Raw genomic sequence first — 26,014 nt, 5'->3', positions numbered from 1 at the left:
TTACTTATCCTCCTTAAATTTAACTTCGCCTTCAACCATTGTTAATACTGGATTACCGTATACTTTATATCCAATGAATGGTGTGTTATCTGCTTTAGATAAGAAGTCTTCGCCTCTGATTTCGCGTTCTTCATCTAAGTTAATAATTGTTAAGTCAGCAAAGCTTCCTTCTTCTAATCTACCATATGGTAAATTGAATGTTTCGGCAGGTTTAATAGTTAAATAATCAACTAATTGTTGAAGTGTCCAGTCTCCATTTTTCACAAAGTGTGTGTATAATAATGGGAATGCAGTTTCACTACCCACAATACCGAATGGTGCTTTCGTCATTGGTTGTGCTTTTTCTTCTTTGGCATGAGGCGCATGGTCTGTTGCGATACAATCGATTGTACCATCTAATAACCCTTCTAATAACGCTTCTCTGTCTTCTTTACTTCTTAAAGGCGGATTCATTTTGAAAATGGCATCATCACCTGGTACATCATCTTCTGTTAGTAATAAGTGATGAGGTGTTACTTCTGCTGTAACATGGATGCCTGCTGCTTTAGCATCACGAATTGCTCTAACACTTTCTTTAGTAGAAACGTGACATACATGGTAGTGACAGTCTGCAGCTTCTGCTAATAACACATCTCTAGCAATTTGTACCGCTTCACAAATATTAGGGATACCAGGAATACCTAATTCTTCACTACGTTTACCTTGATGCATCGCACCACCGTAGATTAAACTGTTATCTTCACAGTGGGCCACTACAGCTTTGTTTACTTTAGCAGCTTGTTGCATCGCTTCATACATCATAGCAGCTTCTTGCACACCTACACCATCATCAGTGAAAGCGAAAGCACCTTCTTTAGCTAAAGCTTCAAAATCTACATGTTCTTTACCTGCTTCACGAATTGTTATAGAAGCGTATGGTAAAACACGTACTTGAGCATTTTCTTTAATAAGTTCATTTAAACGGCCCATGTTTTCAACTGAATCCGGTACAGGACGCGTATTAGGCATTGGACATACTGTAGTGAAACCACCACGAGCTGCCGCTTTCGTACCAGTTTCAATTGTTTCTTTATGTTCACCGCCTGGCTCACGTAAGTGTACATGTACGTCTACAAATCCAGGTGCCACGAATTGGCCTTGTGCATCAATTACTTCAACATCATCGCTTACTTCAATTGAGTTGTTAATTTCTTTGATATGTTGTCCATCAATTAATATTGAAACCTGTTTTAGTTCACCGTTATCTAAAATTTGAGCGTTTTTAATTAATTTCATTCTTTACTCCCCTTTTCCTGATAAAAGTTTATTAATGACTGCCATTCTTAAATACATACCGTTAGTCATTTGTTTGAAAATGCGTGCTTTCGGTGCTTCAACTAATTCTGAATCAATTTCTACACCTCTATTAACTGGTGCTGGATGCATTACAATCGCATTATCTTTTAATTTGTCATAACGTTCTGTCGTTAAACCATATTTCTCATGGTATTCATTTGCTTCAAAATTCGCTTCACCTGTTATACCGTGTCTTTCATGTTGCACACGTAATAACATCACTATATCTACTTGATCAATCACATCATCAATTTGAACATATGGTGCATCTAGTGAGTCATCCACCCACTCATCTGGACTTGAGAACATCACTTCAGCACCTAGTGCTGTTAAGCTAGTATAATTACTTCTAGCTACACGAGAGTTTTTAATGTCACCACAAATTAACACTTTTAAACCTTCAAATGAACCATATTCTTCATAAATTGTCATGATATCCAATAAACTTTGTGTAGGATGTTGACCACTTCCGTCTCCTGCATTTGCAATCGGAATATTAAGGTTCTCTAATTCTTCGTAATATGCATTTTGTGAATGTCTAATGACTAATAAATCCACACCGATGCTTTCTAACGTTTTACATGTATCGTACAATGATTCACCTTTTTGAACAGAAGAAGTGCTTGTTTCAAAGTTAACTTCTTTTAATCCAAGTTTTTGTTCTGCAACTTGGAAGCTACATTTTGTACGGGTTGAATTTTCGAAGAATAAGTTTGATACAAATTGACCTTCATATTGTGGTAATGCTTGTTCACCTGATTTATAAGCGATAGCTGTTTGAATTAAATCGTAAATGTCCTCATTTGATAAGTGTTCCATAGATAATAAGTTCTTCATAAAGCGCCTCCTGATAAATAATCTATTTAAATTAATGTTTTGGTTCTTCTTTTTCTTTTGGCAAAATTAAATTTAAGATAATACCTGAAAGTGCTGCTAACGCCATACCTTCAATTTGAAGATTAATGCCGAGTCCTTTTAAGTTGATAAGTAAATTACCAATACCAACTACTAAGACAACTGACGCGATAACTAAGTTACGGTTGTTTGAGAAATCAATGTTACTTTCAACTAACATTCTTAAACCACTTGCTGCGATAATACCGAAGAGTAAGATAGAAACGCCACCCATGACTGGTGTAGGTATTGATGAAACAAGGGCTGAGAATTTACCGATAAATGAAAGAACAATCGCAATGACTGCTGCGCCTCCAATCACATAAATACTGTAAATTCTTGTGATGGCTAACACGCCGATATTCTCACCGTATGTTGTACTTGGCGGCCCACCAATGATGCTCGCGAACATTGTTGATACCCCGTCACCAATAATCGAACGGTGTAGTCCTGGGTCTTCAAAGAAATTACGTCCAACGATTTTATTAATAACCATTTGGTGACCGATGTGTTCACTTACCGTCACAAATACGATAGGTAACATTACCAAGATTAAACCTATATGAATAGATGGAATATAATCTTTAAATGGTAAGTAGATGTGTGGGAAATCAATCCAACTTGCTTTTGCAATAGGTGCGAAATTAACAATTCCCATAAAGATAGCTACAATGTAACCTACTATTATACCGATAAGCACTGGAATAAGTGATAAGAACCCTTTAAAGAAACCTTGTACGATAATCGTTACTAATAATGTGATTAAGGCAACAACTAAATAACTTAAGTTATAGCCTTTCATTTCACCTGAGTTTTCAAACATTGCCATGTTCACTGCTGTTGGCGCTAAACTCAAGCCGATAACCATGATGACTGGACCAACTACTACTGGTGGCAATAAATGCATTAACCAACCTGTACCACTGATTTTGATTAAAATACCAATAATGATGTACATCACACCACTAGCGAATAAAGCAACTAACATATCGCCTAAGCTATGTGTGCTTAACCCTGTGATAATTGGCGTTATAAATGCAAAGCTTGAGCCGAGATAGGCTGGAATTTTAGCTTTTGTTATTAGAATGTAAAGTAATGTTCCTATTCCTGAAGCTAGCAATGCTGCCGAGATTGGCAAACCTGTTAGAAATGGTACTAATACCGTCGAGCCAAACATAGCAAATAAATGTTGTAAGCTAAGTAATGCCCATTGCGAAGGTTTCGGTTTATCTTTCACATCTAACACCGGTTTAACGGTGCGTTCAAACATTTGATCATTTTCCATCTTTTTTCTTCCCTTCTATAAAAAAGTCTCTTTACATTTGTGAATGTAAAGAGACTAAAAAATTGGTACTCATTTAAATAGATAATACGAAATTGATCATTAATATTATCTGTTAAGTACGTGATAAAGCATTTAATTACTGTGAGTGTAGGGACAATTTAATTACTTATTTAATATTATCGATTTACATGCTCACCATTAAATACTTCACCTTTTTCAGTCTCTCGTACTGATTTAAAAGGTCTTTATTCAATTACTACTGCGTTACGTGAATCCTTTTCATCTAAATAAACTGAAACGGCTTCATTTTTAGCAGTTGGAATATTCTTTCCTACAAAATCTGCTCTAATTGGCAATTCACGATGCCCTCGATCAACGAGTGCTGCTAAGCCAATCTTATTTGGTCGAGAATGTAATAATATTGCATCTAATGAAGCTCTGACTGTACGTCCAGTATAAAGAACATCGTCGATAATGATGACAACTTTATCTGTGATGTCAGCCTCAATGTCTATAGCTTCTTTAGTAATTTGTTTGTTTGTGATTTCAATATCATCTCTGAAATGCGTAATGTCAATCGTACCGGTTGGAACATTTTTTTGCTCAATTTGATTAATTTTATTTTGAATGCGTCGTGCTAGGAATTCGCCTCTCGTTTTAATTCCGAGTAATACAAGGTTTTCAGTACCTTTATTGTATTCAAGAATTTCATGCGCAATGCGTGTAACTGTTCTTTTAATTGCAGCATCATCCATAATGATACGTTCTGACATTATCTCACCTCTTAAAATATAAAAACCCTCATGTCTTTAATCAAAGACACGAGGGTTTATTTATATACAAATATGTAATATTTATACTATTACATATTAAAAGTTTCAGTTCATAAAACATATCGACCTAACATCGATGCTATGTTTTAATTTAGTATATAATTATTCTCTCTGTCTTTGAAGCCTCTCTGGACTTTCACTTAAAGACATAACGTTTTCTTATTTGAACTGTTATTAGCTTAATGCTTTTTTGAAAATAAGTCAATGCAAAAATAAAAAAAGATACACTCTTAAACTGAAAAAATTCAAAAACATAGTTCTTAGATAGATAGTCACTCACTCTGTTGTGATGCTTGCCTAGGGGCTGAGTTGTAAAGAAATTCTTAGATGAACATTCACTTATTTTTGTTGCGACGCTTTCTTGCGGGAAAGGCTCAAGCCTGTAATCATGTAAAATAGTTCTTTGATTTTAATCATTAGAACTATTTACTTAAGTGTCTAAACACTTAAGTTCCTTCCCCAGCTTGCATTGCTTGTAGATTTTCTTATTGAAAATCTCTTTGCTGGGGCCCCGCGCGCAACAACACTCGTAGTTCATCTCTAGAATTTCTTACCTAAGTGCTTTAGCACTTAGGTTCATTAATAATCAACATAGGCGTCACACAACGTCATTCGTTATTCACCTTAGAACTACTTACGTTCATTGACATTCATATATATACACAAAGATCTCAAAATGAAGTTAAAATCATATTAATTAAAAAGAGACAATTTCTATATTATTACAATAGAAATTGTCTCATGAACTTCTTCAAGAACTTTATGTTCCTAGTTATATTACGCTTCTCTTAAGCGAATTTCTTCTAATAAATCTTTAAATTCTTGTGGTAAGTCAGCTTGGCGTTCAATGTATTCATGTGTCACAGGATGTTCGAAACCAATGACACCTGCATGTAATGCTTGACCACCGATATCAAGTGTTTTTCTAGGACCATATTTAGGGTCGCCAACTAATGGGAAACCTATATATTTCATGTGCACACGAATTTGGTGTGTACGCCCTGTTTCTAATTGACATTCAATTAATGTGTAGTCATTGAAATGCTCTAATACATTAAAATGTGTTACAGCATCTTTACCATTATCAACTACATCCATAGATTGGCGATCTTTTTCGTTACGACCAATAGGTGCATCAATCGTGCCATAATCATGTGGAATATTACCATGAACTAACGCTGTATATTTACGTTTAACTGTTTTATCCATCAGTTGTTCTACTAGACCACGATGCGCAATATCATTTTTAGCAACCATCAATAATCCTGACGTATCTTTATCGATACGGTGCACAATACCTGGACGAATTTCTCCATTAATACCTGATAAATCTTTAATTTGATACATTAACCCATTAACTAAAGTTCCTGTATAATGACCTGGAGATGGATGAACTACCATACCTTTAGGTTTATATACAATAGCTACATCTTCATCTTCATAATAGATATCTAAGTTTAAATTCTCAGGTTGAATATCCGCTTCAACGACTTCTTTTTCAGTTACAACTATATCATCATTCATTTTAACTTTATAATTTGATTTAATGACTTTACCATTAACTGTTATAAGTTCTTCTTTAATCCAATCTTGAATTTGGCTTCGAGACCATTCTCCATTGAAATCAGAAAGTAATTTATCAATTCGTTGTCCAACGAGTTCATTATTATCTATCTTATACTCATGTGTTTCCAACTTATAACCTCCTATCTGTTTGATGTGGCATCTTTGATTAAAGCAATGATGACTAATACTACGCCTATAGTTAAGCTTGAATCTGCGACGTTAAATATTGGAAAAGCATATCCAAAAATATTTGTATCAATAAAGTCTACTACCTCACCATTAAGTAAACGATCAATGAAATTACCTAATGCACCTGCAAATAATAGACTAATCGCTACTTGCATAAATAAATTGTGCTTAGCTTCTTTGATATAAAATAATACAAGCACCACTAAAATGATTAGTGTAATAATGTAAAAGAATCCCATTTTACCACTTAAGATTCCCCATGCTGCACCATTGTTTCTATGAGACGTTATATTTAAGAAATTAGGAATGACTTCATAAGAATCTCCAATATTCATCGTCATCGCGATTATGCGTTTCGTTAATTGGTCAATGACTAAAATAGCAATCGCTACTATAAGTGAAACACCAATATAATATTTCTTTTTCATTCACGTGCCTCCATTCACACCTCAATGCTTTGACAACACTCTACATTATAGCCTAATAAACTTTATAAAAAAAGCTACAGTTACAATCTCAAACGATTTAAATTATTATCATCTATTACGTTTTAGCATTATTTTTAGGATGAATATAATTATAATCTTTTACTTCATAAGTACCGATGTGTCTCGTCGTTACTTCATAAGGCTTTCTATAATTCATATCAGACACTGTAAGTGAACCATTGTCATTTACTTTTTCTACATAGGCAACATGACCGTGCTCACCTTCAGAGGTTTGCAATATTGAACCTGCTTTAGGAGATTCATCCACTTTGTAACCCTCATTCTCAGCTTTAGATGCCCAATACTTAGCATCACCCCATTTGTTGTTAATCATATTCCCGTCTTGACGAATACGATCGAAAGCATAATACGTACACTGTCCTTTAACGTAAGTGTTAAATTTCATTGGGTTACTTTGCCAAAAGTGAATGGTCGGTTCTGTCATATCTTGATTATCTACACCGTCATAAAGCGCGCCCCCAGTTAAAAGCGCACTTCCAACTACAATTATTAATAAAAATTTTTTCATTCTATCACGCTACTTCTATAAAATTAAATTAGAATAAGAATTTATTGGGCTCTTTCATCTTCAAATAAGTAATTTGAGGATATTAAATATTGATTAGTATTTAACAATAAGTAGAATTATTCTCGTCATATTTTAAAATAGATAATTATGAGTGAATTGCATAATGGTAGCATTGGGCAGAAGCTAATAAAAGAGAGAAATTGTCTAAGGAAGCTATTTGTTCTAAACCAAAGTATTCTATGAAATCATCTTCTACTTACGTACTTCATAATCACTTACATGAGATTATTCGTTTAAATTTACTACAAAATATCAACTATTTTACCAATTATATATGTAGTTTGCAATTTATTAGTTTATTATTTTCAAATTTTATACAAAAAGGCCAATTCACTGAATCAATTTAATCAGTGAATTGACCTATCAGTGATACTTATATTATTTTCTAAAGCTATTATAAATTTTAGCGCCTACAAATGCACCCACAATAGCGCCTATCGTCATGACTAAATTGCTTACAAATTTTTCTGATTGAGACGACTGTTGTTTTTCTTCCTTTTCTTCAGCTAAATGATTCATATGTTTCATGAAAACATCCATTACAGCTTTATGAGCATTCGCTTGTGTGAATTTGTAAATCGCCCATGGTAACGTTGGTTCATATTCTTGAAGAGCAATTAAACCTTCATTAGTATCTAAAATACGTCTAAATTCAAATCTAGCATTTCCACCATCTCGAGCTAAGGCAAGATCGCCACCTACGATTCTATAAACAATCATTTCATTTGTAGAATCGTGTTCATCTCTTTCCATTTTCAAAATGAATTTATTAATTAGCGGTAAACGAATATTGAATTCATATTCATTAATATTACCGTTAACTAAGTGCAATGTAATGTCATTAATAAATTTTGCGTATTCTTGAGCTACATCACGCATTGAATAACTTTCAGGTATTTTAAATCGTGTAATTGCGCGAACATCTTTGATATCTTCTTTTTTATCTTTATTGTTTGAATTGTTAGATTTAGATTGCTTACTTTTTTTCACTTGTCCTTGCATTTCTTCTTCTCTTAAAGCTTTTTTCACACTATCTTCGTAATCAATCTTTCCAATCGAAAGTTCAGGATGCACACGATGAGGTTGTGGAATCATATCGTGCACTAAACTATTCATTAAAGGATATACCATTTCTTTTGGTACTTGTGATATTAACTGTACCCAATAACGACTTGCCCAAATAGGAATGATAGGTAAATCTAATATAGGTAAAGGTTTATCTAATACGTTAGCTGTACGCTTAATTAATTCTTTATAGTTCATCACTTCTGGACCAGTTATATCAAATGCTTCATTTTCATCTGGTGAACGGTCTACTAACGCTGCTAATTTTTCAATGACATCTTCGATAGCTACTGGGGCAATCATATGGTAGGCCCAGTTAGGAAGAATCATTGCTGGTAAACGATCTACTAATCTTTTTAAAATAGGATATGAACTACCTTTGGCACCAATAATTAAACCTGCACGTAATGTACTTACTGGAATACCATATGAACTAAGAATTTTTTCACATTCTAAGCGGCTACGTAAATGAGGTGATAGATTATTTTCATCAGGAATGATACCGCTCATGAAAACAATATGTTTTACACCCTGTGCTTTAGCAGCACGTGCAAAGTTATCTGCAAGCAATGCGTCCATATCTTCGAAATTGGCTTGTGTTAATTTGGCACTTGGCATCATAGAATGTACTATGTATACTGCTGTATCGATGCCTTCCATAACTTCTGTAATTTCATCTAAATCGAATAAATCTGCTGATTTCCAAGTAATATTCTTTTCATCTTCTTTACTATCAGCATGACGCGAAATTGCTATTATTTCATGATCTTCTTTTAATAATTCTTTTAAGTGACCCTCGATATAACCCGAAGCCCCTGTTAATAACACTTTACCCATAATGCCACTCCTTTTATCTTTTATATTCAATTAATTACTCTTTTTTGAAAGCGTTTAAATTTGATTATAAAATGTAATATCCCTTTAAAACTACTATCAAACATTAAACATTAATTTAATTAAATGAAATAAAATTTATTTTTTTCTAAAGTAAGTTGTAGTACTAAATAATTATATAAAAAAGTCATATTTGTGATATGTTCAATCACAAATATGACTTTTCAATTAGTATTTAAAGTTTATAGTAAACATTAAACCAATGTTTTAACAACTTCTTGGCATCGTGGACATAAGTTTTCAAGTTCACCTACTGAACCTAATTCTTCACTATAGTTCCAACATCTTTCACATTTTTCACCGCTGGCATGTTCAATACGTACATCGCCGTGTTGGTATGATTCTGCATTTTCAATTGAATCAGCAACTTCAACTTGAGAAACAATAAATAATTGTTGTAAATCAGCAAATTGTTGTAAGAATTCAGCTGCTTTAAAGTTCTCATTATTACCGATGAAGACTTTAGCTTCTAATGATTTACCGATGACTTTATTATTACGAGCCGCTTCTAACGCACGGTTCACGTCATCACGTAAAGCCATAAATTGGTTCCATTTATCTAATAGTGCTTGGTCAACTTCGACTACTTCAGGCATATTAGCTAAATGTACGCTTTCTTCTTTAACGTGTGGCGTATGAGACCATACTTCTTCAGCAGTGTGTACTAAGATTGGCGCTAATAATTTAGTCATATCAACTAAAATTTGATATAACACAGTTTGCATGCTACGACGTTTATGCGCATTTTTCTCTTCAATGTAAAGAATATCTTTACCATAATCTAAATAGAAATTACTTAATTCAACGTTAATAAAGTTTTGAACTTCTTGATAAATATTTAAGTAATCGAAGTTATCATAATGATTAATAGTGCTAGCTGTAAATTCGCGTAAACGATTTAATAAATAACGATCTACTTCTAATAATTCCGCTTCAGGTACAGCATCTGTATCAGGATTGAAATCATTAATGTTTCCTAACATAAATCTTAATGTGTTTCTGATTTTACGATATACATCAGATGTTTGTTTTAAAATTTCATCTGAGATACGCACGTCAGCTAAATAGTCAGTACTACTTACCCAAAGACGTGCAATGTCAGCACCTTTTTGTTTTACTACTTGGTCTGGCACAATAACGTTACCAAGGGATTTACTCATTTTCTTACCTTCTCCGTCCATTACGAAACCGTGAGATAATAAGAATTTATATGGTGCTTGACCTCTTGTTGCAACTGCAGTTGTGATTGATGAGTTAAACCAACCACGATATTGGTCACTACCTTCAAAGTATAAATCAGCTGGGAAACTTAATTCTGGACGATTTTCTAATACACCTCTATGAGAAGAACCAGAATCAAACCATACGTCCATAATGTCTGTTTCTTTAGTAAATTCACCATTTGGACTTCCTGGGTGAGTAAATCCTTCTGGTAATAAATCTTTTGCTTCTCTTTCAAACCACACGTTTGAACCATGTTCCGCGAAAAGGTCTGCTACATGATTAACTGTTTCTTTAGTCATGATGATGTCGCCATTTTCAGCATAGAATACTGGTAATGGTACACCCCATACACGTTGACGAGAGATAACCCATTCGCCACGGTCACGAATCATGTTATAAATACGTGTTTTACCCCAGTCTACTTTAAACTCAGTATCTTCAATCGCATCTAGAATGTCTTGTCTTACTTTACTAATTGATGCGAACCATTGCGGTGTAGCACGGAAAATAACAGGTTTTTTAGTACGCCAGTCATGTGGGTAACTATGGGTAATAAAATCTAATTTTAATAAAGCTTCTTTTTCAGTTAATAAGTCCGTAACTGCTTTATTCGCTTTATCATAGAACATTCCTTCAAATTGTCCACCTTCTTCAGTGAAGACACCTTTATCATCTAAAGGACTAATTACCGGTAAGTCATATTTTTGACCTACAACATAGTCATCTTCCCCATGTCCAGGAGCAGTATGAACACAACCAGTACCTGCATCAGTTGTAACGTGGTCACCGTTAATGACTAATGATACACGATCTAAGAACGGATGTTGTGCTTCAACATATTCTAATTCTTTACCTGTGAATTCTTTTTCTAGTTGAATAGCATCTTTATCCCATCCTAATGCTTCTGAAACAGATTCAGCTAAAGCTTGAGCGATAATATATTTTTTACCATTCACATTGTATTGGCCGTATTTAAGTTCTGGATGAACTGTAATAGCGACGTTTGATGGAATTGTCCATGGAGTAGTTGTCCAAATGATAAATTGAGCATCTTCATCAACAACGCCTTTTGAATCTTTGACATCAAATGCCACATAGATTGATGCTGAACGTTTATCATGGTATTCAATTTCAGCTTCTGCTAATGATGATTCACTTGATGGTGACCAGTATACTGGCTTTTTACCCTTATAAATAAGGCCTTTATCAGCCATTTCACCGAACAAACGAATTTGAGCTGCTTCGTATTCAGGTTTTAACGTGATATAAGGATTATTAAAATCTCCACGCACACCTAAACGTTTAAAGTCTTGTTTTTGTAACTCAACTTGTTCTAACGCAAATTCTTTACATTTTTCTCTAAATTCAGCGATAGACATTTTTTTGCGGTCTACACCTTTTTTAGTTAATGCTTGTTCAATTGGTAAACCATGAGTATCCCAACCTGGAACATATGGTGCATAAAACCCTTGCATTGTTTTGTAACGAACAATGATATCTTTGATGATTTTATTTAACGCATGTCCCATATGAAGATTACCATTCGCATATGGAGGGCCATCATGAAGAATATATGTTTGATTTCCTTTATTTTTATCTAACGCTTTTTGATAATGATCCTCAGCTTCCCATTTCTCTTGAATTTGAGGTTCTTTAGTAGGAAGTCCCCCACGCATTGGAAAATCTGTCTTAGGCATTAATAAAGTATCTTTGTAGTTCATATTTGTTTCACTCCTTAAATATAAATAAGAACTCTAAGTTCAATTAACAGGGACGGAGATTCCGCGGTACCACCCTTATTAACTCAACTTAGAGTTCTCTCAAATTACATATTTTAATATCACAAGTCAGTGATATAAGAAATACGCTTTTACTAGGCTCTCACCATATCCTAGCTCGCTGTGAAAAGATAACTATTTCTCACGTGTCTGACTTAATTCACTTAATATTATTTAGTAGATGTTGACTCACTATTACTTATACTTGTCGTAGAAGTAGCAGATTCGCTAGTATGTGTTGAAGTAGCTGATGTATCAACATTTGTATTATCGGTTTGTTGATTTTGTGCATTAAGTTGTTCTTCAGGTGTAATATCTTGTTTATTTAAATGCTGAAAATTTTCTTGAGTTACTTGTTCAGCATCTATATCGTAATTTAATAAATAATCCCAATCATCATTTTTTAATAAATCCAATTGAGCTTCAACAAGCATACGGAAACGAGAACGGAAAACTTTAGATTGACGTTTCATGTCCTCAGTTTGGAACGATAAATGACGTGCTTTTTCAATCGCATGATTTACAATTACATCTGCTTGAGCTTGCGCTTTGGCAATTGTAGCTTCAGCTTCTTTGTTCGCTGCCACTTTAACTTGCTCACCTGCTTGTTGTGCTTGAACTAAAGCATCACTTACAGATTGATGAACTTGTTGATAAGATTTAATATTAGTATCTCTCTCTTCAACTACTTTTTCAAGTTGTTTTTTTTCTTCTTTTAAACGTTCAATTTCATTGCTTAATTGAGTTAAATAATCACTTACTTCAGCAGGTTCTAAACCATTTTTTACTTTTGTAAATTCTTTATTTTTAATTTCATTTGGTGTAAAAGGCATCTTATATCCTCCTCAAATCGGACTTTTTATAAACATGTATTCCAAATCTTATACCGTTATTTAAATAATGTTTGGTAAGTAATATGAATTTTATCTTTTTTCGTGCGACCACCCACATCGGTAATTTGAGCTCGCCCAAAACCTTGAATGGATAATAAATCATTGATTTGTACTTGAAAATCTGGAGAATCGATAATAGTGTGATTCACTTTCACGCGTTTTTTCTCAATAAGTTGTTTCGCTATAGCTCTTGATTTATGAATCATTTCTTTTAAAACAACATCTAATCTTAATGCGCTAACTGTACTACCATGATTCTTCCAATTCTCTACTGATTGTATCATATCTTTAAATGGAATAGAATTAAGTTTAACTGACGCACCTTTAATCTTTGTTAATTCTGTCATAATATATGATTCTAATTGTTTTGTCAAAACGAATTGAATTGTTTCTCCTACTACAATATCGCCAACTTGTTCTCTTTCAATACCTAAAGACATCAATGTTCCCAATACATGTTGATGTTGAAGTGTGACAAATTTTTCAGGATAATCAATTTGAATTAACGTTATTTCATAATCTTCTTCGGTAGGTTCATAATAACTTGGCGCAATAACAGCTCTTTTTCTCTCTGAATGAGGGCCACCATAAAATTGCACATGCATATCTTCGAAACTTCCTACGACTACCTGCAGAATATATTGTCCTCTAGGATCTAAAAAGTTTGTTAATACTGGCGCATATTGTTGATTCACCTGATCACATTTATCGATTAATTGATCAATTAAAGGATGCTCTTCATTTCTAAAGTGTTGATATATGTCGATGATAGTTACCTCCCTTTTTTTATTTTCGGAAAATGAATTTACTATTATATTAACTATGAGCTTAAGTCTAAACATGATAGGAGGCTAAGACAAATGAATGCCCTAGCCTCTTCAAAAAATTTATTTCATTATTAAATAATTTAAAATCATAGTAAAAATACTTTGTAAGCCCCATTGGAATAATATTAATACAAATAATGCTACAAGTGATGAAATATCAATCATACCAATTGGGGGGATAATTCTTCTAAACGGCTCTAAAAATGGCTCATAAATTTTAGATAAAATGTCGCCAAATTTAGATTCTCTTATACTTGGCACCCATGAGGTGAAAAAATAAATAATCATACCAAAATAGTATATTTTAACTAGCACAAGTATAAAGTTAAATATATTAGCTAATAGGCTGACGTCCATAGGCTATTCTCCTTACTCGTAATGATGTGCTTCCATTTGTTCGATATGATCAGTAATACTTCCAGCAACCTCTACATTATCTGGTGTGCAAAGGAAAATATCTGTACCAACACGTTGGATATCTCCACCAATTGCATATACAGTACCACTCAAGAAGTCAATAATACGCTTAGCTGAAACTTTATCAATGCGTTGTAAATTAACTAAAGTAGCACGACGATTTTTTAATTCATCTGCAATATCTTGTGTATCTGAGAAAACACGAGGTTCGAATAAACACATTTTTGAACTTTCATATGTAGAATAGCCTTGTGCAGATTGGTTCATTGTTACTACGTTTTTAGAGTTCGATTTAGTAGGCGTATTGTTCATACGATTCTTCCTTTCCTCTGTGTTATAATTTCGTGATGTTTTCTTTTGAGGTACTGTCTTTAGATTATTTTGTTGTGTTTGTGGTCGCTCTGATGTTTGTTTTTGTTGAGCATTATTTTGCGTTTCTTCCCTTTGAACGACACGTTGTTGACGTTCTTCAGGACTTTCTACTTCTTCTTCATCTTCCATTAGAAAGAAATTATTAAATAAATCTTTAATAGCCACGGGGCTCACTCCTATTCTCCGACAAGTTTAGTCCCTATTCTGATAAATGAAGCACCTTCTTCTACGGCAATTTGGTAATCATTACTCATTCCCATAGATAAGAACTCACAAGGTGCATAATCTAATTTAAGGTTTTTAATTTCGTTACGTTTTAATCTTAATTGTTTAAATAATTGACGAATATAGTCATTATCTTCAGTGTAAGGCGCCATAGTCATTAAACCAACAACTTTGATATTACTATACTGTTGAAGTTGTTGAATAAAATCATTAACTTCATCTAAAGCAATACCATGCTTACTTTCTTCACCTGAAACATTGACTTGTACAAAGCATGAAATAACATGTTCTGCTCTTTTATTAATTTCTTTAGCAAGACTTAAACGATCTAGCGCATGAAGATAATCTACTTCGTTAATAACTTCTTTGACTTTTCTCGATTGTAAAGAGCCAATAAAATGCATAGTGACATCATCAGGTAACGCTGCTTTCTTCTCAAGAAAGCCTTCTAAGCGATTCTCTCCAAAGTGACGTAAACCTGCTTCATATGCTTCTTTAGCTCGGTCTATTGTAACATATTTTGTAACCGCAATCACGTCAGGTACAATAGATGTCTCACTTTTGTCAATATGTTCATTAATTTCATTTTTAATTGTTTCTAAATTTTGTTTTACTTCCATTTAAATATCAACCTCGAATTATAGACTAAAAATTGCAAAATATAGATAAATTCTTCATTACATCTACGTCATATAGTTAAATGTTTTTAGCAGAGTTATGAATAAGCAATTCCCTAGCAGTCTATAAGCCTTTACTTATTTGCAGTTAAGTTCCCATATGACGTTAGATAAATAATAAATTAGTATTTTTGACCAATAAATCCCATCATTCTTCCCGTTTGCCCCTTTTCAATTCGATAAGAAAAGAACATTGATAAATCTTCTGAAGTGGCATAATCAGTAATATAAATATTATCTTTAGGCACACCTTTATCTTCTAGTAAAAGAGCATTGGCACGTTTTAAATCAATGCCATGACGGTCTTTGTCACGTGTTTCAATATATTGAGTGCTATCAATTGGTAAAGTTTCAAATTTAGATTTAATATCATCATTAATTTCATAACTCATTGAAGTTGAAGGACCAATAACAACTTTTAAATCTTTGTAATTAAAATCAACATGATTTAACATTTTAACTACTATTTGACTATATGTTCCTCTCCATCCAGCATGCGCTAATCCTATAAAGTGATGTTTCTCGCTATAAAAATATATAGGTACACAGTCTGCATAGCACATCGTTAATAACACGTTAGAATCATAAGAATATAGACCGTCGATACCGTGGAGTTGATCGCTAAGTTGTTCAATATTTGTACCTTGATGTTGTTGAGTAACATATGCAATCTTATCTTCATGGGTCTGAATAGGGAAAATCCATTCATTTCTTGGATATCCGATAGCTTTAGCTAAAATCTCTTGATGTTGTGTGACGTTATCTTGATTATCATCTATGTATCGTGCCATATTAAATGAATGCTCTGGATATAAACTATAACCCCCATCGCGCGTCGTAAAGCCCAGTGTTACATTTTTTAAATCTTCAGCTTCGTAGTTCAAATAATGAGGATATTTAATAAATTGCTCAGACACATGAATAACCACCTTATAAAAGTTATCTTTATATATACGTTTGACTGTATTAACTTTACTCTAAATATGAATATAAATTTATTATATAACAATCTTCACTTTATTTTAAAGTATATGAAAAAGAGTAGAACAGAATTCTTTAAAGAATTTCCAGTTCTACTCCAACTAATATAGCTACATAGATAAATCAATAATAATAATTTATTAATGACTTCTATGCTTCATATTATAATATTCTAACCTGATAATTTATGAATTAACGTCTAGTTCTTCTAGAACGTCTTTCTTCTCTATTTCTGATAAAGCTAGGAATATCGTCATCTTTAGTTGAATGACTTCTTTCGTTTACACTTTCAGATGCACGTGAACTTGAAGAACTATGAGAGAATGAGTCTTCTTTAGGTGCACTTTGTGTTGATGGGCCTGTAGCACTTACACTTGAACCAAAGCCTGTGTTTGAAGCTTTACGGCCTTGTGATGTTGGTTTATCTTCGAAACCAGTAGCAATAACTGTTACCACGATTTCGTCTTGTAATTCAGGGTTGATTACAGTACCGAAGATCATGTTTACATCTTCATCAGCAGCATCTTGTACGATATCTGCAGCTTCTTGAGCTTCGAAAAGTGATAATGATTCTCCACCAGTAATATTCATTAACACACCTTGCGCACCAACGATTGATGTTTCAAGTAATGGAGATGAAATAGCTTTTTTAGCAGCTTCGACGGCTCTGTTTTCACCTGAAGATACACCGATACCCATTAATGCTGAACCTTGATTAGACATAATTGTTTTAACGTCAGCAAAGTCTAAGTTTACTTCACCAGATACAGCAATTAAATCAGAGATACCTTGTACACCTTGACGTAATACGTTATCTGCTTCTTTAAACGCTTCCATCATTGGTGTAGATTTATCAACGATATCTAATAAACGGTCATTAGGGATTACGATTAATGTATCAACAGCAGCTTTCATCGCTTCTACACCTGCAGCAGCTTGCGTAGAACGTTTACGACCTTCGAAACCAAATGGACGAGTTACAACACCAACAGTTAAAGCGCCCATTTCTTTAGCGATCTTAGCAACAACTGGAGCAGCACCTGTACCAGTACCGCCACCCATACCAGCAGTTACGAATACCATGTCCGCACCTTGGATAGCATCTTCGATTTGTTCACGAGATTCTTCAGCAGCTTTTTTACCAATTTCTGGGTTAGCTCCTGCACCAAGTCCACGTGTTAATTTTTCACCAATTTGGATTTTAGATTCAGCTTTAGATAAGTTTAAAGCTTGTCCATCTGTATTAATTGCAATAAATTCAACATTATTCATACCGTGGTCTATCATGCGGTTAACAGCGTTGTTACCGCCACCACCTACACCGATGACTTTTAAAGTCGCCATATGATTAAATCCTTGTTCAAATTCTAACATTTATATTTCCTCCTAGTCTTAATGGCCAATCATTCAAATAGAGATTTCATAAGTTTTTTAAATTTGCTTTCTTCTTTTTCAGGTCTTTCATGTTCATCATAGTGGTGTTCTACATCTTGATGTTCATCATGGCTATCATACTTATCATGTTGTTCTGTTCTTTCCACTCTTTCTTGTGGTTCGTGGTAGTCTTCTTCATAAGTATCTTCATTTTTGTTTGATTTACGTTTAAACCAGTCAAAACCGCCAGATTTAGAAGTATTATCTCTGTCATTATTTTCGATAACTTCTTCTTCAAATTCATCATTGTCTTGATAATTCATTGTAACATAATCTAATAATTCATCAAAAGTGATACTACTAGATATTGTAGAAATAGCTGAAGTAAATTCAGGTTTTCTAATACCCATTTGAGATGGTGTATGGATTCTTATTTTCTCATTTACCATTGTATTTAATAACTCTTTAACACCGAGTAAATTTGAAGAACCACCAGTAACAATGAAACCACCGTTCACTTTTGTTAAACCTAAATCAACTAACACATCGAATACTTCATCAAAGATATCTTGCATTGTTCTTTCAATAATAGCGCTTAAATCTTTTTGAGTATATTCTACTAATTCATCGCTATCTACTTGATCAACAGTAAATACATCTTGGTCAGACGCTGAATTAGTAAATGCGTGTCCATATTGATGTTTAACCTTTTCAGCTGTTTCATATGTAGTGTTTAACTCTTCAGCAATGTCGTCTGTAATGTCACGACCAGCGAGTTCGATAGAATCAGCATCAACTAATTCGCCTCGCTCGTAGAAAGCGATTTGAGTTAAATCTTCACCAATATCAATTACACATGCGCCTAATTCTTTCTCAGTAGCTGTAAGAATTGAACCATAGTTGTAAGCATCAGAATAAACATCTAACACGTCAACGCCACATGATTCAACGCATTTAATCATATTTATTAATATAGATTTGTGAATTGCAATAACGCCTGCTTCTACTCTTAAAGAATGTCTAGCAATTAATTCTTTAGGATCAGAAACTTCGTTATCACCATCTACAATAAATCGAATTGGGAAAACATCAATTACATCTGTATCTGGAACTTCATTTTTTTGTCTGATACCTTCTAACACATCTTCAATGTGCGTTCCATTTATTTCAGTATCTTCATAAAAATCAATTTCATTTGCTTCATCGTACACTTCAGTACCAATGATAGGTAACTTTAAGAAAACTTCTTTTATATCTACACCTGAGGCGATAGAAGCTTTTTTAATTGTATCTTTAATTGCTTGTTTAGCAATATCAAAATCATCAATCAATCCGTTCTTAATACCACTAGTGTAGGTTTGTCCTGTACCTATCACATTTATACCATTGTGAAATTTTTCGCCTACTATTGTTTTAACACTTGATGAACCAATATCTATGCTTACATAGTAATGTTCCTCCATAGATAGGCACCTCCTGACAAATTACTATTAAAATACACTATATTTAGTTTACAATACGTCGATTGGCTTGTGAACTATAAACGTATATTAATATCGAAATTTTTTAATTACTTGAGTCTGATTGTTCGTTAATTTTATTCAATGCGTTTTGTAATTCATTTTTAGCATCGATTTCTTCTTGCGTTTTTTGTTGTAAATCTTGATTAGATTTAGAATTATTGGAACTACTTTCGTTATATGGAATAAATGACGCGCCTACAGATAAATCGATATAACCTTGAGTTTGAAGGTTACCTGAGTCATCTTTATTAAGCGATTGTGACATTTGTGGATAATATTTTAATTTATCCGCTACAGTTTTATAGTCAGCAACTACTTGCATGCCATCTTTCATATATAACAATATTCTACTTTGCTTATTAGCTTCAGGTGCATAGCTAATTTCTGCAATCATATCTCTTACTTCTGAAGACATATTTGAAAGCGCTTTAACCATGTTACTTTTATCTGAACCTTTAAAGCCATCTAAGATAGGTCCACTTCCAGCAATGTCACCTTTATAGTCTTTCAATTCTTTATTGCCTTCAATAATTGGAGTATATTTATTTTTATCTTTTACTATACCAACTACATTGTTTTCAGTTACATGAACATTTAACGTATTAGGCAAATGTTTTTTTATCTCTACATTCTTCACTAAGGGATTTTGTTCTAAATTATTAATCCCTTTTCGTTTACTATAAGTATACATACGAGAACCTGGTTTAACATCTAGGGCGTTTTCAACTTGTTGATTACTCAAATTTTTATTGCCACTAATATTAATATGAGAGATTCTACTTAATGGCGTAAACATATATATTAAAAATAAAAGAATTAATAATATTAATGACGTTAGAATAATATATTGAATTCTCTTTTGTCGTTTATATCGATCGATTCTTTGTTGCTCACGTTTTTCTTGTAACGTCATATGCGCATATTTATCTTCTTTTTGCTTTTGATGAGTCGTGTTGCTATTTCTTTTCTCACGCTTTTTATGTGTATTAGAAAATAACTCAGTCGCTTTTGTTTTAAAAGCTTGAAATTGACTTTCTTTTTTAGAGCCAGTATGACGATTACTTTCTTTTTGTTTATGATTTTCTTGGGCTTCTTTCTTTAGTTCTTCTTTGTGATAGTCCTCATTATTACTATCTTGCGATACGCTAGGTCTATCTTTCTTTTCAGAATTAGATGATTGATTGAATTGACTGTCTTCTGTATCTTCAATCTCTTTATCTTTTAATTCACGATTTTTTCGATCAATTGAATCCTTGATAGACCTCACTTTAGTATTTCTATTATTTTTACGTTCATCCACGAATTTTCACACCCTTTAGTAAGACGGTAAGTGTGCACGGAAGCTTTCAATAAATCGTTCTCCACGTTCTTCAAAAGTGTTATATTGATCCCAACTTGCACAAGCTGGAGATAATAAAACGACATCATTAGGTTCAATGACATCTTGCACTTTTTTCACTGCATCTTCGACGTCAGTAGCTTTTATAACAAGTTTACCTTGACTATTTCCTAATTTAGCAAATTTTTCTTGTGTTTCACCAAAGACAACCATTACTCTAACGTTTTTCATGTAAGGAATAAGCTCATCAAATTCATTACCACGATCTAAACCACCACATAACCAAATGATAGGTTGTTTAAATGAATTTAAAGCAAATTGTGTCGCTAAAGTATTTGTTGCTTTTGAGTCATTGTAGTATTTATTTGTTCGGTTTGTCCCAATATATTGTAATCTGTGGTCAATACCTGAGAAAGTAGTTAAACTATCAACAATTGCTTTAATTGGTACGCCAGCTAAGATAGCAGCTAATACCGCAGCTAAAATATTTTCTAAGTTGTGTTGTCCTGGTAAAACTAAGTCATCAATATTAATAATTCTAATACCTTTGTAGATAATAAAGTTATTTTTAATATAAATGCCTTCAACTTCTTGTTGTGTTGAGAAGTATAACGTTTTAGCTTTTAAACTTTCAGATTCAATAAGATGACGTTGATGATAATTACAAATTAAATAATCATCTTCAGTTTGATTTTTATAAATTCTTTTTTTAGCATTTTGATAGTTCTCAAGTGATTCATGATAATCTAAATGCGCTGAATATATGTTAGTAATAATTGCAATATGAGGTCGGTATGTTTCAATGCCCAATAATTGGAATGATGATAATTCAGTAATTAAATATTCTTCTGGGGTTGTTTCTTGAGCTACTTTTGAAGCTACATAACCTATATTTCCAGATAAACGGCCTGTAAGTCTACTTTTACTAAACATATCTCCAATTAAAGAAGTCGTAGTTGTCTTACCATTTGTACCAGTAACAGCAATAATTGGCGCTTCTGAAATTAAATAACTTAACTCCACTTCAGTTAAAATTTTTAATCCGCGTTCTTCTGCTGCTTTAATGATTGAAACTGTATATGGAATACCTGGATTTTTTACAATGATGGGATGGTTATCTAATAATGAAACTGGATGACCGCCGTCAACAATTTTCACTCCTAAAGTTTCTAAATCTTTAGCATGAGGATCTTGAGATAAATCCTTACCATCATTTACTGTGACTTTGGCGCCTAGTTTGACTAACAACTTTGCTGCTTCATAGCCACTTTTTGCTAATCCTACTACAAGAACTTCTTTATTTTCTAATCCTGTATAATTTAGCATCTTAATGCACTCCTATCCATAATCCGATTAATCCTGAAATTAAACCTACTGTCCAAAATACTGTAACAACTTTCCATTCGCCCCAACCACTTAATTCAAAGTGATGATGAATAGGACTCATTTTGAAGATACGTTTCTTCGTTAACTTGTATGAAGCAACTTGTAGCATCACTGATAATGTTTCGACTACAAATACTAATCCAATTAGAAGTAGTGATAATTCTTGATTTAACATAATTGAAACAGTTGCAAATATACCACCTAACGCTAAGCTTCCTGTGTCCCCCATAAATACTTTAGCTGGGTTTAAATTATAAGGTAAGAAACCTAATAATGCGAAAATCATAATGAGACAAAATGCACCAATTGCAGGTGAATCTAAAACAAAGCTCATAATTGCATACATTGTAAAACCAATGATTGATAAACCAGTTGCTAAGCCATCTAAACCATCAGTTAAGTTAACTGCATTTGAAAATCCAACTTGCCAAAAGACAATGAATATAATATATGCAAATGATAAAGGAATACTTATATTTGTAAATGGAATATTAAGGTTTGTTGAGAATTCAATTAAATGAAAGACATCACTAAGAATGAAGAAAATAATAGCAATAGCAATTTGAGCTAAGAATTTTTGTTTACTCGTTAAGCCTTGATTATTTTTCTTAACTACAATGATGTAATCATCAATAAAACCAATTAAGCCAAATCCTATTGTTACAAATAATAACAAGATAATTGGGTTAGAATTGTCAACAAAAAATATAGCTATGATAGAAGTTATGATAATACTAATGAGGAATGTTAGCCCACCCATTGTAGGTGTACCTGTTTTTTTCATATGACTTTGTGGCCCTTCCTCACGTATACTTTGACCAAATTTCATTCGTTTGAGCGTTGGGATCAATACCGGTACCAATATGAAGGTGATAAGTAGTGCGATAATCGCAAGTATAAAAAGCATGATATTCTCCTTTATGTATATTAAATTTTTACGAAATTAAGTATAAATTTCTAGTTTTAGTATTTAATCATCTTAAGTTTATCAATTTTCGAAAAAACTTCACATAGTTTATGTATGAAAATAAGTTTAGGAAAAAAGAAGTACTGTTGAAATTGAATTAAAGTTTTTAACTTAATACCTTAGTTTCTATTTCGAATTTAAACTGAGGTAATTTTATTTATTTCAACTTCTTCTATTATTTTCCTAACTTATAATATTCATACTTCATTCTATTTTAGTTTGAATCACTTTCAGATGACGATTGATTGTCATTGTCCGAAGACGAACTACTGTCATTTTTATTATTAGAATCGTTGTTATTAGAACTGTTACTATCCGAATTTGAAGTATCGTCACTTGACGTACTAGAGGAATCATCTGGATCCTCAGGAGATAATTCTACTTCAATCTTACTATTATTTTTCAACGTAGTACCATTTGAAACAGATTGTTTTGTGACAAAACCATTGCCATTCGTCGTAACATTGATGCCTGTCAATTCTTGGAAAGTAAGGACATCATCTTTTGTCCAGTCTTTCATATTCGGCATCGTAATATCTCCATCAGTCAATAACATTACTTTACTATTAGGTAATAGCTTCGTATTGGCATTCACAGATTGAGATTTAATATTATCACCGTTGCCAATAACTACAGGTTGTAAGTTTTGAGATTTAATACTATCTTCTGCTTTTTGAACACTTTGTCCTGAAACATTTGGCACCTTACTATATTGAGCAGATTTAGTTTTATCTTTATTAGAACCAACATTTAGATATTTTAAAGTATTTTCCATAATTGGTTTAAATGCTTTACTTACACCTAATTGATAAGCCTCTTCATCGTTTTTCTGCGCTAAGCTCATACCTGCATAAACGATAACACGTGGATTTTTCTTAGGTGCATCGCCGATAAAGCTTACAAAGTAAGGGTTAGCACCTTTGACGTAACCTCCGCCATTTTGGTCGGCAACTTGTGCAGTACCCGTCTTACCTTCAATATCATAGCCATCCACACGATAGTTAATAGCATGACTCTTCTTACTGTTAACTACTTTATCTAACTCAGTTTCAACTTTACTTGCTGTATCTGCAGAAATTGGTTTACCTGCAATTTTCTTTTCACCTTTATAGAATGTCTTTTTAGAAATTGGATTGTCGATACTTTGAACAAACCAAGGTTTCAACATATTACCTTTATTAAAGAATGAAGATTGGGCTTGTAACATTTGAACAGGTGTTACAGTTGTTGATTGACCGAAAGCAGATGTTTTTTGTTGCAATTCGTTTGACCATCCGATATTTCCTGTCGCTTCGCCATCAAACATACCCTCTGTTGATTGACCGAAACCAAATTTTTCATACCAAGATTTCATCTTATCGGCGCCAACTAAATCTTGTAAATGCATCATTAACGTATTAGAAGAGTATGTGAAACCTAATGACATAGGAATTTCGCCCCAACCTGTTTTATTCCAGTCAGAAATGCGAGAACCCATAATATCACGATGACCAGATTCGTATTTTTCATTAGGTTTAAATTTACCTTCTTGAATTGCTGCCGCTAAACCAAATGATTTAAATGTTGACCCTGGTTCATAAGTATTTTGATATAAATCATTTGCCCATTTCTTACCAAAATCTTTACCCGTTTCTGGGTTAAACGTAGGTCGCTGACTATAAGCTAAGATTTCACCTGTTTTAGCATCCATTACTACAGCAAATAAATCTTTAGGTGCATATTGCTTAACCATGTCATCTAAAGCTTCTTCTACAAACACCTGAATATTAGAATCAAGTGTTAAATGCACATCATCGCCACGTTTAGGTGCTTTCTCATGTTTAGAATTAGGAGCTATATATCCCCATATATCTTGAATATAAGATAACGAGCCTTTCTGACCGTTTAAATAGCTATTAAAGATTTTTTCTACACCTAAAGCACCATTTAATGCGCCAGTATCTGGATTTTTTTGCGCCATTCCAATTAAATGAGAAGCGAAATTACCATTTGGATAAAATCTTTCTGTCTCAGGATATAATAAAATACCTGGTAAATTCATTTTCTCTAATTTTTGTTTATCTTGATATGTTAAATTCGTTCCTTTTTGTCCAAATTCAACTTGGAATGCCTTTTTTTGATTTAAACGTTTTTCAATTTCCGAAGGCTTCATATCGATAACTTTAGATAATTGCTCTGCTGTTTTCTTTTTATCCTTCACGTAGCGAGGTTTATCTCCATTTTCGCCTGCGCTCTTATCTACGACTGCCACTACTTTAAATCTCTCAACATCTTCAGCTAGTATCTTGCCATTTCTATCATAAATCTTACCTCTTTCAGGTTGTTCCTGATTTTTAACAAGATAAGTTTCATTGGCACGCATAATCAAATTTTGTCCATCGGAATGTCCAGTTAACATGATATAAGAGTATCTTAAAACCAATATAAAAAAGAGCAGTCCGAATATACCAACAAGGAGGACTGCTCCTAATTTATTTTTTCTAATTTTAATTTTTCGCTTCGCCATTAGTACGCACTACCTTTACATTATCGTTCTTTAGGCTCATACCTTGTTGTTTAGCTTCATTGTAAATGCGTTCATAAGAAGAGTTTTTCTTAATTTCAGATTTTATTGCACTATTTTCACTAGATTGTTGTTCAATTCTTTGATCTAAATCTGCTATTTTACCATTTGTATCATACGCATCCATTTTTAAAGATAGCAGATAGATTGCAATAACAGCAATAGCAGTAACTAGTGTTATGTATAAAAACTTCTCAAACCTTGTAAGTTGAACAACCACCTTTTTGGTAACCGTGCGGGTCTGAGGTTCAGATTGTGGTTGTTGTTTCGGTATGCTTGTGTGCTGGACTTCTTCATATGGTTCATATATTTTTTCTACAGCCATCTTCA

22 protein-coding genes are annotated in these 26,014 nt (G+C 33.2%); all 22 read right to left on the bottom strand.

The annotated features are described in order from the left end of the window. Complete coding sequence (locus E2558_RS02750) at window positions 1–1,275, bottom strand: dihydroorotase (RefSeq protein WP_126566513.1); 1,275 nt, start codon at window positions 1,273–1,275, stop codon at window positions 1–3. 3 nt (window positions 1,276–1,278) lie between these two features. Continuing rightward, the gene (locus E2558_RS02745) at window positions 1,279–2,172 is read right to left on the bottom strand and encodes an aspartate carbamoyltransferase catalytic subunit (protein ID WP_126566512.1); all 894 of its coding nucleotides are present in this window, start codon (window positions 2,170–2,172) and stop codon (window positions 1,279–1,281) included. 31 nt (window positions 2,173–2,203) lie between these two features. Further along, a complete protein-coding gene (locus E2558_RS02740; RefSeq protein ID WP_126566511.1) occupies window positions 2,204–3,514 on the bottom strand; it encodes a uracil-xanthine permease family protein in 1,311 nt (436 codons plus the stop codon). 245 nt (window positions 3,515–3,759) lie between these two features. After that, window positions 3,760–4,287 carry a bifunctional pyr operon transcriptional regulator/uracil phosphoribosyltransferase PyrR gene (gene pyrR, locus E2558_RS02735; protein WP_126566510.1) on the bottom strand — a complete coding sequence of 176 codons (528 nt, stop codon included), beginning with the start codon at window positions 4,285–4,287 and terminating at the stop codon, window positions 3,760–3,762. Between the two features lie 837 nt (window positions 4,288–5,124). Continuing rightward, window positions 5,125–6,042, bottom strand: coding sequence for an RluA family pseudouridine synthase (locus tag E2558_RS02730; protein ID WP_126566508.1), 918 nt, complete (start codon window positions 6,040–6,042; stop codon window positions 5,125–5,127). Between the two features lie 11 nt (window positions 6,043–6,053). Beyond that, window positions 6,054–6,530, bottom strand: coding sequence for a signal peptidase II (gene lspA / locus E2558_RS02725; protein WP_126566505.1), 477 nt, complete (start codon window positions 6,528–6,530; stop codon window positions 6,054–6,056). Window positions 6,531–6,645: 115 nt separating this feature from the next. Further along, complete coding sequence (locus E2558_RS02720) at window positions 6,646–7,119, bottom strand: CHAP domain-containing protein (protein ID WP_126566503.1); 474 nt, start codon at window positions 7,117–7,119, stop codon at window positions 6,646–6,648. A 438-nt stretch (window positions 7,120–7,557) separates the two neighbouring features. Further along, window positions 7,558–9,081, bottom strand: coding sequence for an NAD(P)H-binding protein (locus tag E2558_RS02715; RefSeq protein ID WP_126566500.1), 1,524 nt, complete (start codon window positions 9,079–9,081; stop codon window positions 7,558–7,560). A gap of 251 nt (window positions 9,082–9,332) precedes the next feature. Continuing rightward, a complete protein-coding gene (gene ileS, locus E2558_RS02710; RefSeq protein ID WP_126566498.1) occupies window positions 9,333–12,083 on the bottom strand; it encodes an isoleucine--tRNA ligase in 2,751 nt (916 codons plus the stop codon). Between the two features lie 227 nt (window positions 12,084–12,310). Continuing rightward, on the bottom strand, window positions 12,311–12,973 hold the full coding sequence (locus E2558_RS02705; protein WP_126566495.1) for a DivIVA domain-containing protein: 663 nt from the start codon (window positions 12,971–12,973) through the stop codon (window positions 12,311–12,313). A 56-nt stretch (window positions 12,974–13,029) separates the two neighbouring features. Then, on the bottom strand, window positions 13,030–13,803 hold the full coding sequence (locus E2558_RS02700) for a YlmH family RNA-binding protein (RefSeq protein ID WP_420853066.1): 774 nt from the start codon (window positions 13,801–13,803) through the stop codon (window positions 13,030–13,032). Between the two features lie 117 nt (window positions 13,804–13,920). Next, the gene (locus tag E2558_RS02695; protein WP_126566491.1) at window positions 13,921–14,217 is read right to left on the bottom strand and encodes a YggT family protein; all 297 of its coding nucleotides are present in this window, start codon (window positions 14,215–14,217) and stop codon (window positions 13,921–13,923) included. A 12-nt stretch (window positions 14,218–14,229) separates the two neighbouring features. After that, the gene (locus tag E2558_RS02690; protein WP_126566488.1) at window positions 14,230–14,814 is read right to left on the bottom strand and encodes a cell division protein SepF; all 585 of its coding nucleotides are present in this window, start codon (window positions 14,812–14,814) and stop codon (window positions 14,230–14,232) included. 11 nt (window positions 14,815–14,825) lie between these two features. Next, window positions 14,826–15,494, bottom strand: a complete 669-nt coding sequence (locus E2558_RS02685) for a YggS family pyridoxal phosphate-dependent enzyme (protein ID WP_126566486.1) — start codon at window positions 15,492–15,494, stop codon at window positions 14,826–14,828. Between the two features lie 179 nt (window positions 15,495–15,673). Further along, window positions 15,674–16,468, bottom strand: coding sequence for a peptidoglycan editing factor PgeF (gene pgeF / locus E2558_RS02680; protein ID WP_126566483.1), 795 nt, complete (start codon window positions 16,466–16,468; stop codon window positions 15,674–15,676). Between the two features lie 256 nt (window positions 16,469–16,724). After that, window positions 16,725–17,906 (bottom strand): cell division protein FtsZ, encoded by a 1,182-nt coding sequence (ftsZ, locus tag E2558_RS02675; protein ID WP_126566481.1) that lies wholly within the window; start codon window positions 17,904–17,906, stop codon window positions 16,725–16,727. A gap of 29 nt (window positions 17,907–17,935) precedes the next feature. Beyond that, a complete protein-coding gene (ftsA, locus tag E2558_RS02670; protein ID WP_126566478.1) occupies window positions 17,936–19,369 on the bottom strand; it encodes a cell division protein FtsA in 1,434 nt (477 codons plus the stop codon). 103 nt (window positions 19,370–19,472) lie between these two features. Next, window positions 19,473–20,729, bottom strand: coding sequence for a cell division protein FtsQ/DivIB (locus E2558_RS02665; RefSeq protein ID WP_126566477.1), 1,257 nt, complete (start codon window positions 20,727–20,729; stop codon window positions 19,473–19,475). Window positions 20,730–20,744: 15 nt separating this feature from the next. Further along, complete coding sequence (gene murD / locus E2558_RS02660) at window positions 20,745–22,094, bottom strand: UDP-N-acetylmuramoyl-L-alanine--D-glutamate ligase (protein WP_126566474.1); 1,350 nt, start codon at window positions 22,092–22,094, stop codon at window positions 20,745–20,747. Window position 22,095: 1 nt separating this feature from the next. Next, entirely contained in the window at window positions 22,096–23,061 is a 966-nt protein-coding gene (mraY, locus tag E2558_RS02655) for a phospho-N-acetylmuramoyl-pentapeptide-transferase (RefSeq protein ID WP_126566471.1), read from the bottom strand. Window positions 23,062–23,335: 274 nt separating this feature from the next. After that, the gene (locus E2558_RS02650) at window positions 23,336–25,627 is read right to left on the bottom strand and encodes a penicillin-binding protein (protein ID WP_126566469.1); all 2,292 of its coding nucleotides are present in this window, start codon (window positions 25,625–25,627) and stop codon (window positions 23,336–23,338) included. Continuing rightward, window positions 25,608–26,009, bottom strand: coding sequence for a cell division protein FtsL (ftsL, locus tag E2558_RS02645; RefSeq protein ID WP_126566466.1), 402 nt, complete (start codon window positions 26,007–26,009; stop codon window positions 25,608–25,610). The genes E2558_RS02650 and ftsL overlap by 20 nt, the downstream gene beginning before the upstream one ends. Window positions 26,010–26,014 lie beyond the last annotated feature (5 nt).

Source organism: Staphylococcus pragensis, assembly GCF_004785665.1.
Lineage (GTDB): Bacteria > Bacillota > Bacilli > Staphylococcales > Staphylococcaceae > Staphylococcus > Staphylococcus pragensis.
Note: the sequence above shows the minus strand (reverse complement) of the source record. Positions and strands in the feature narration are given on the sequence as shown.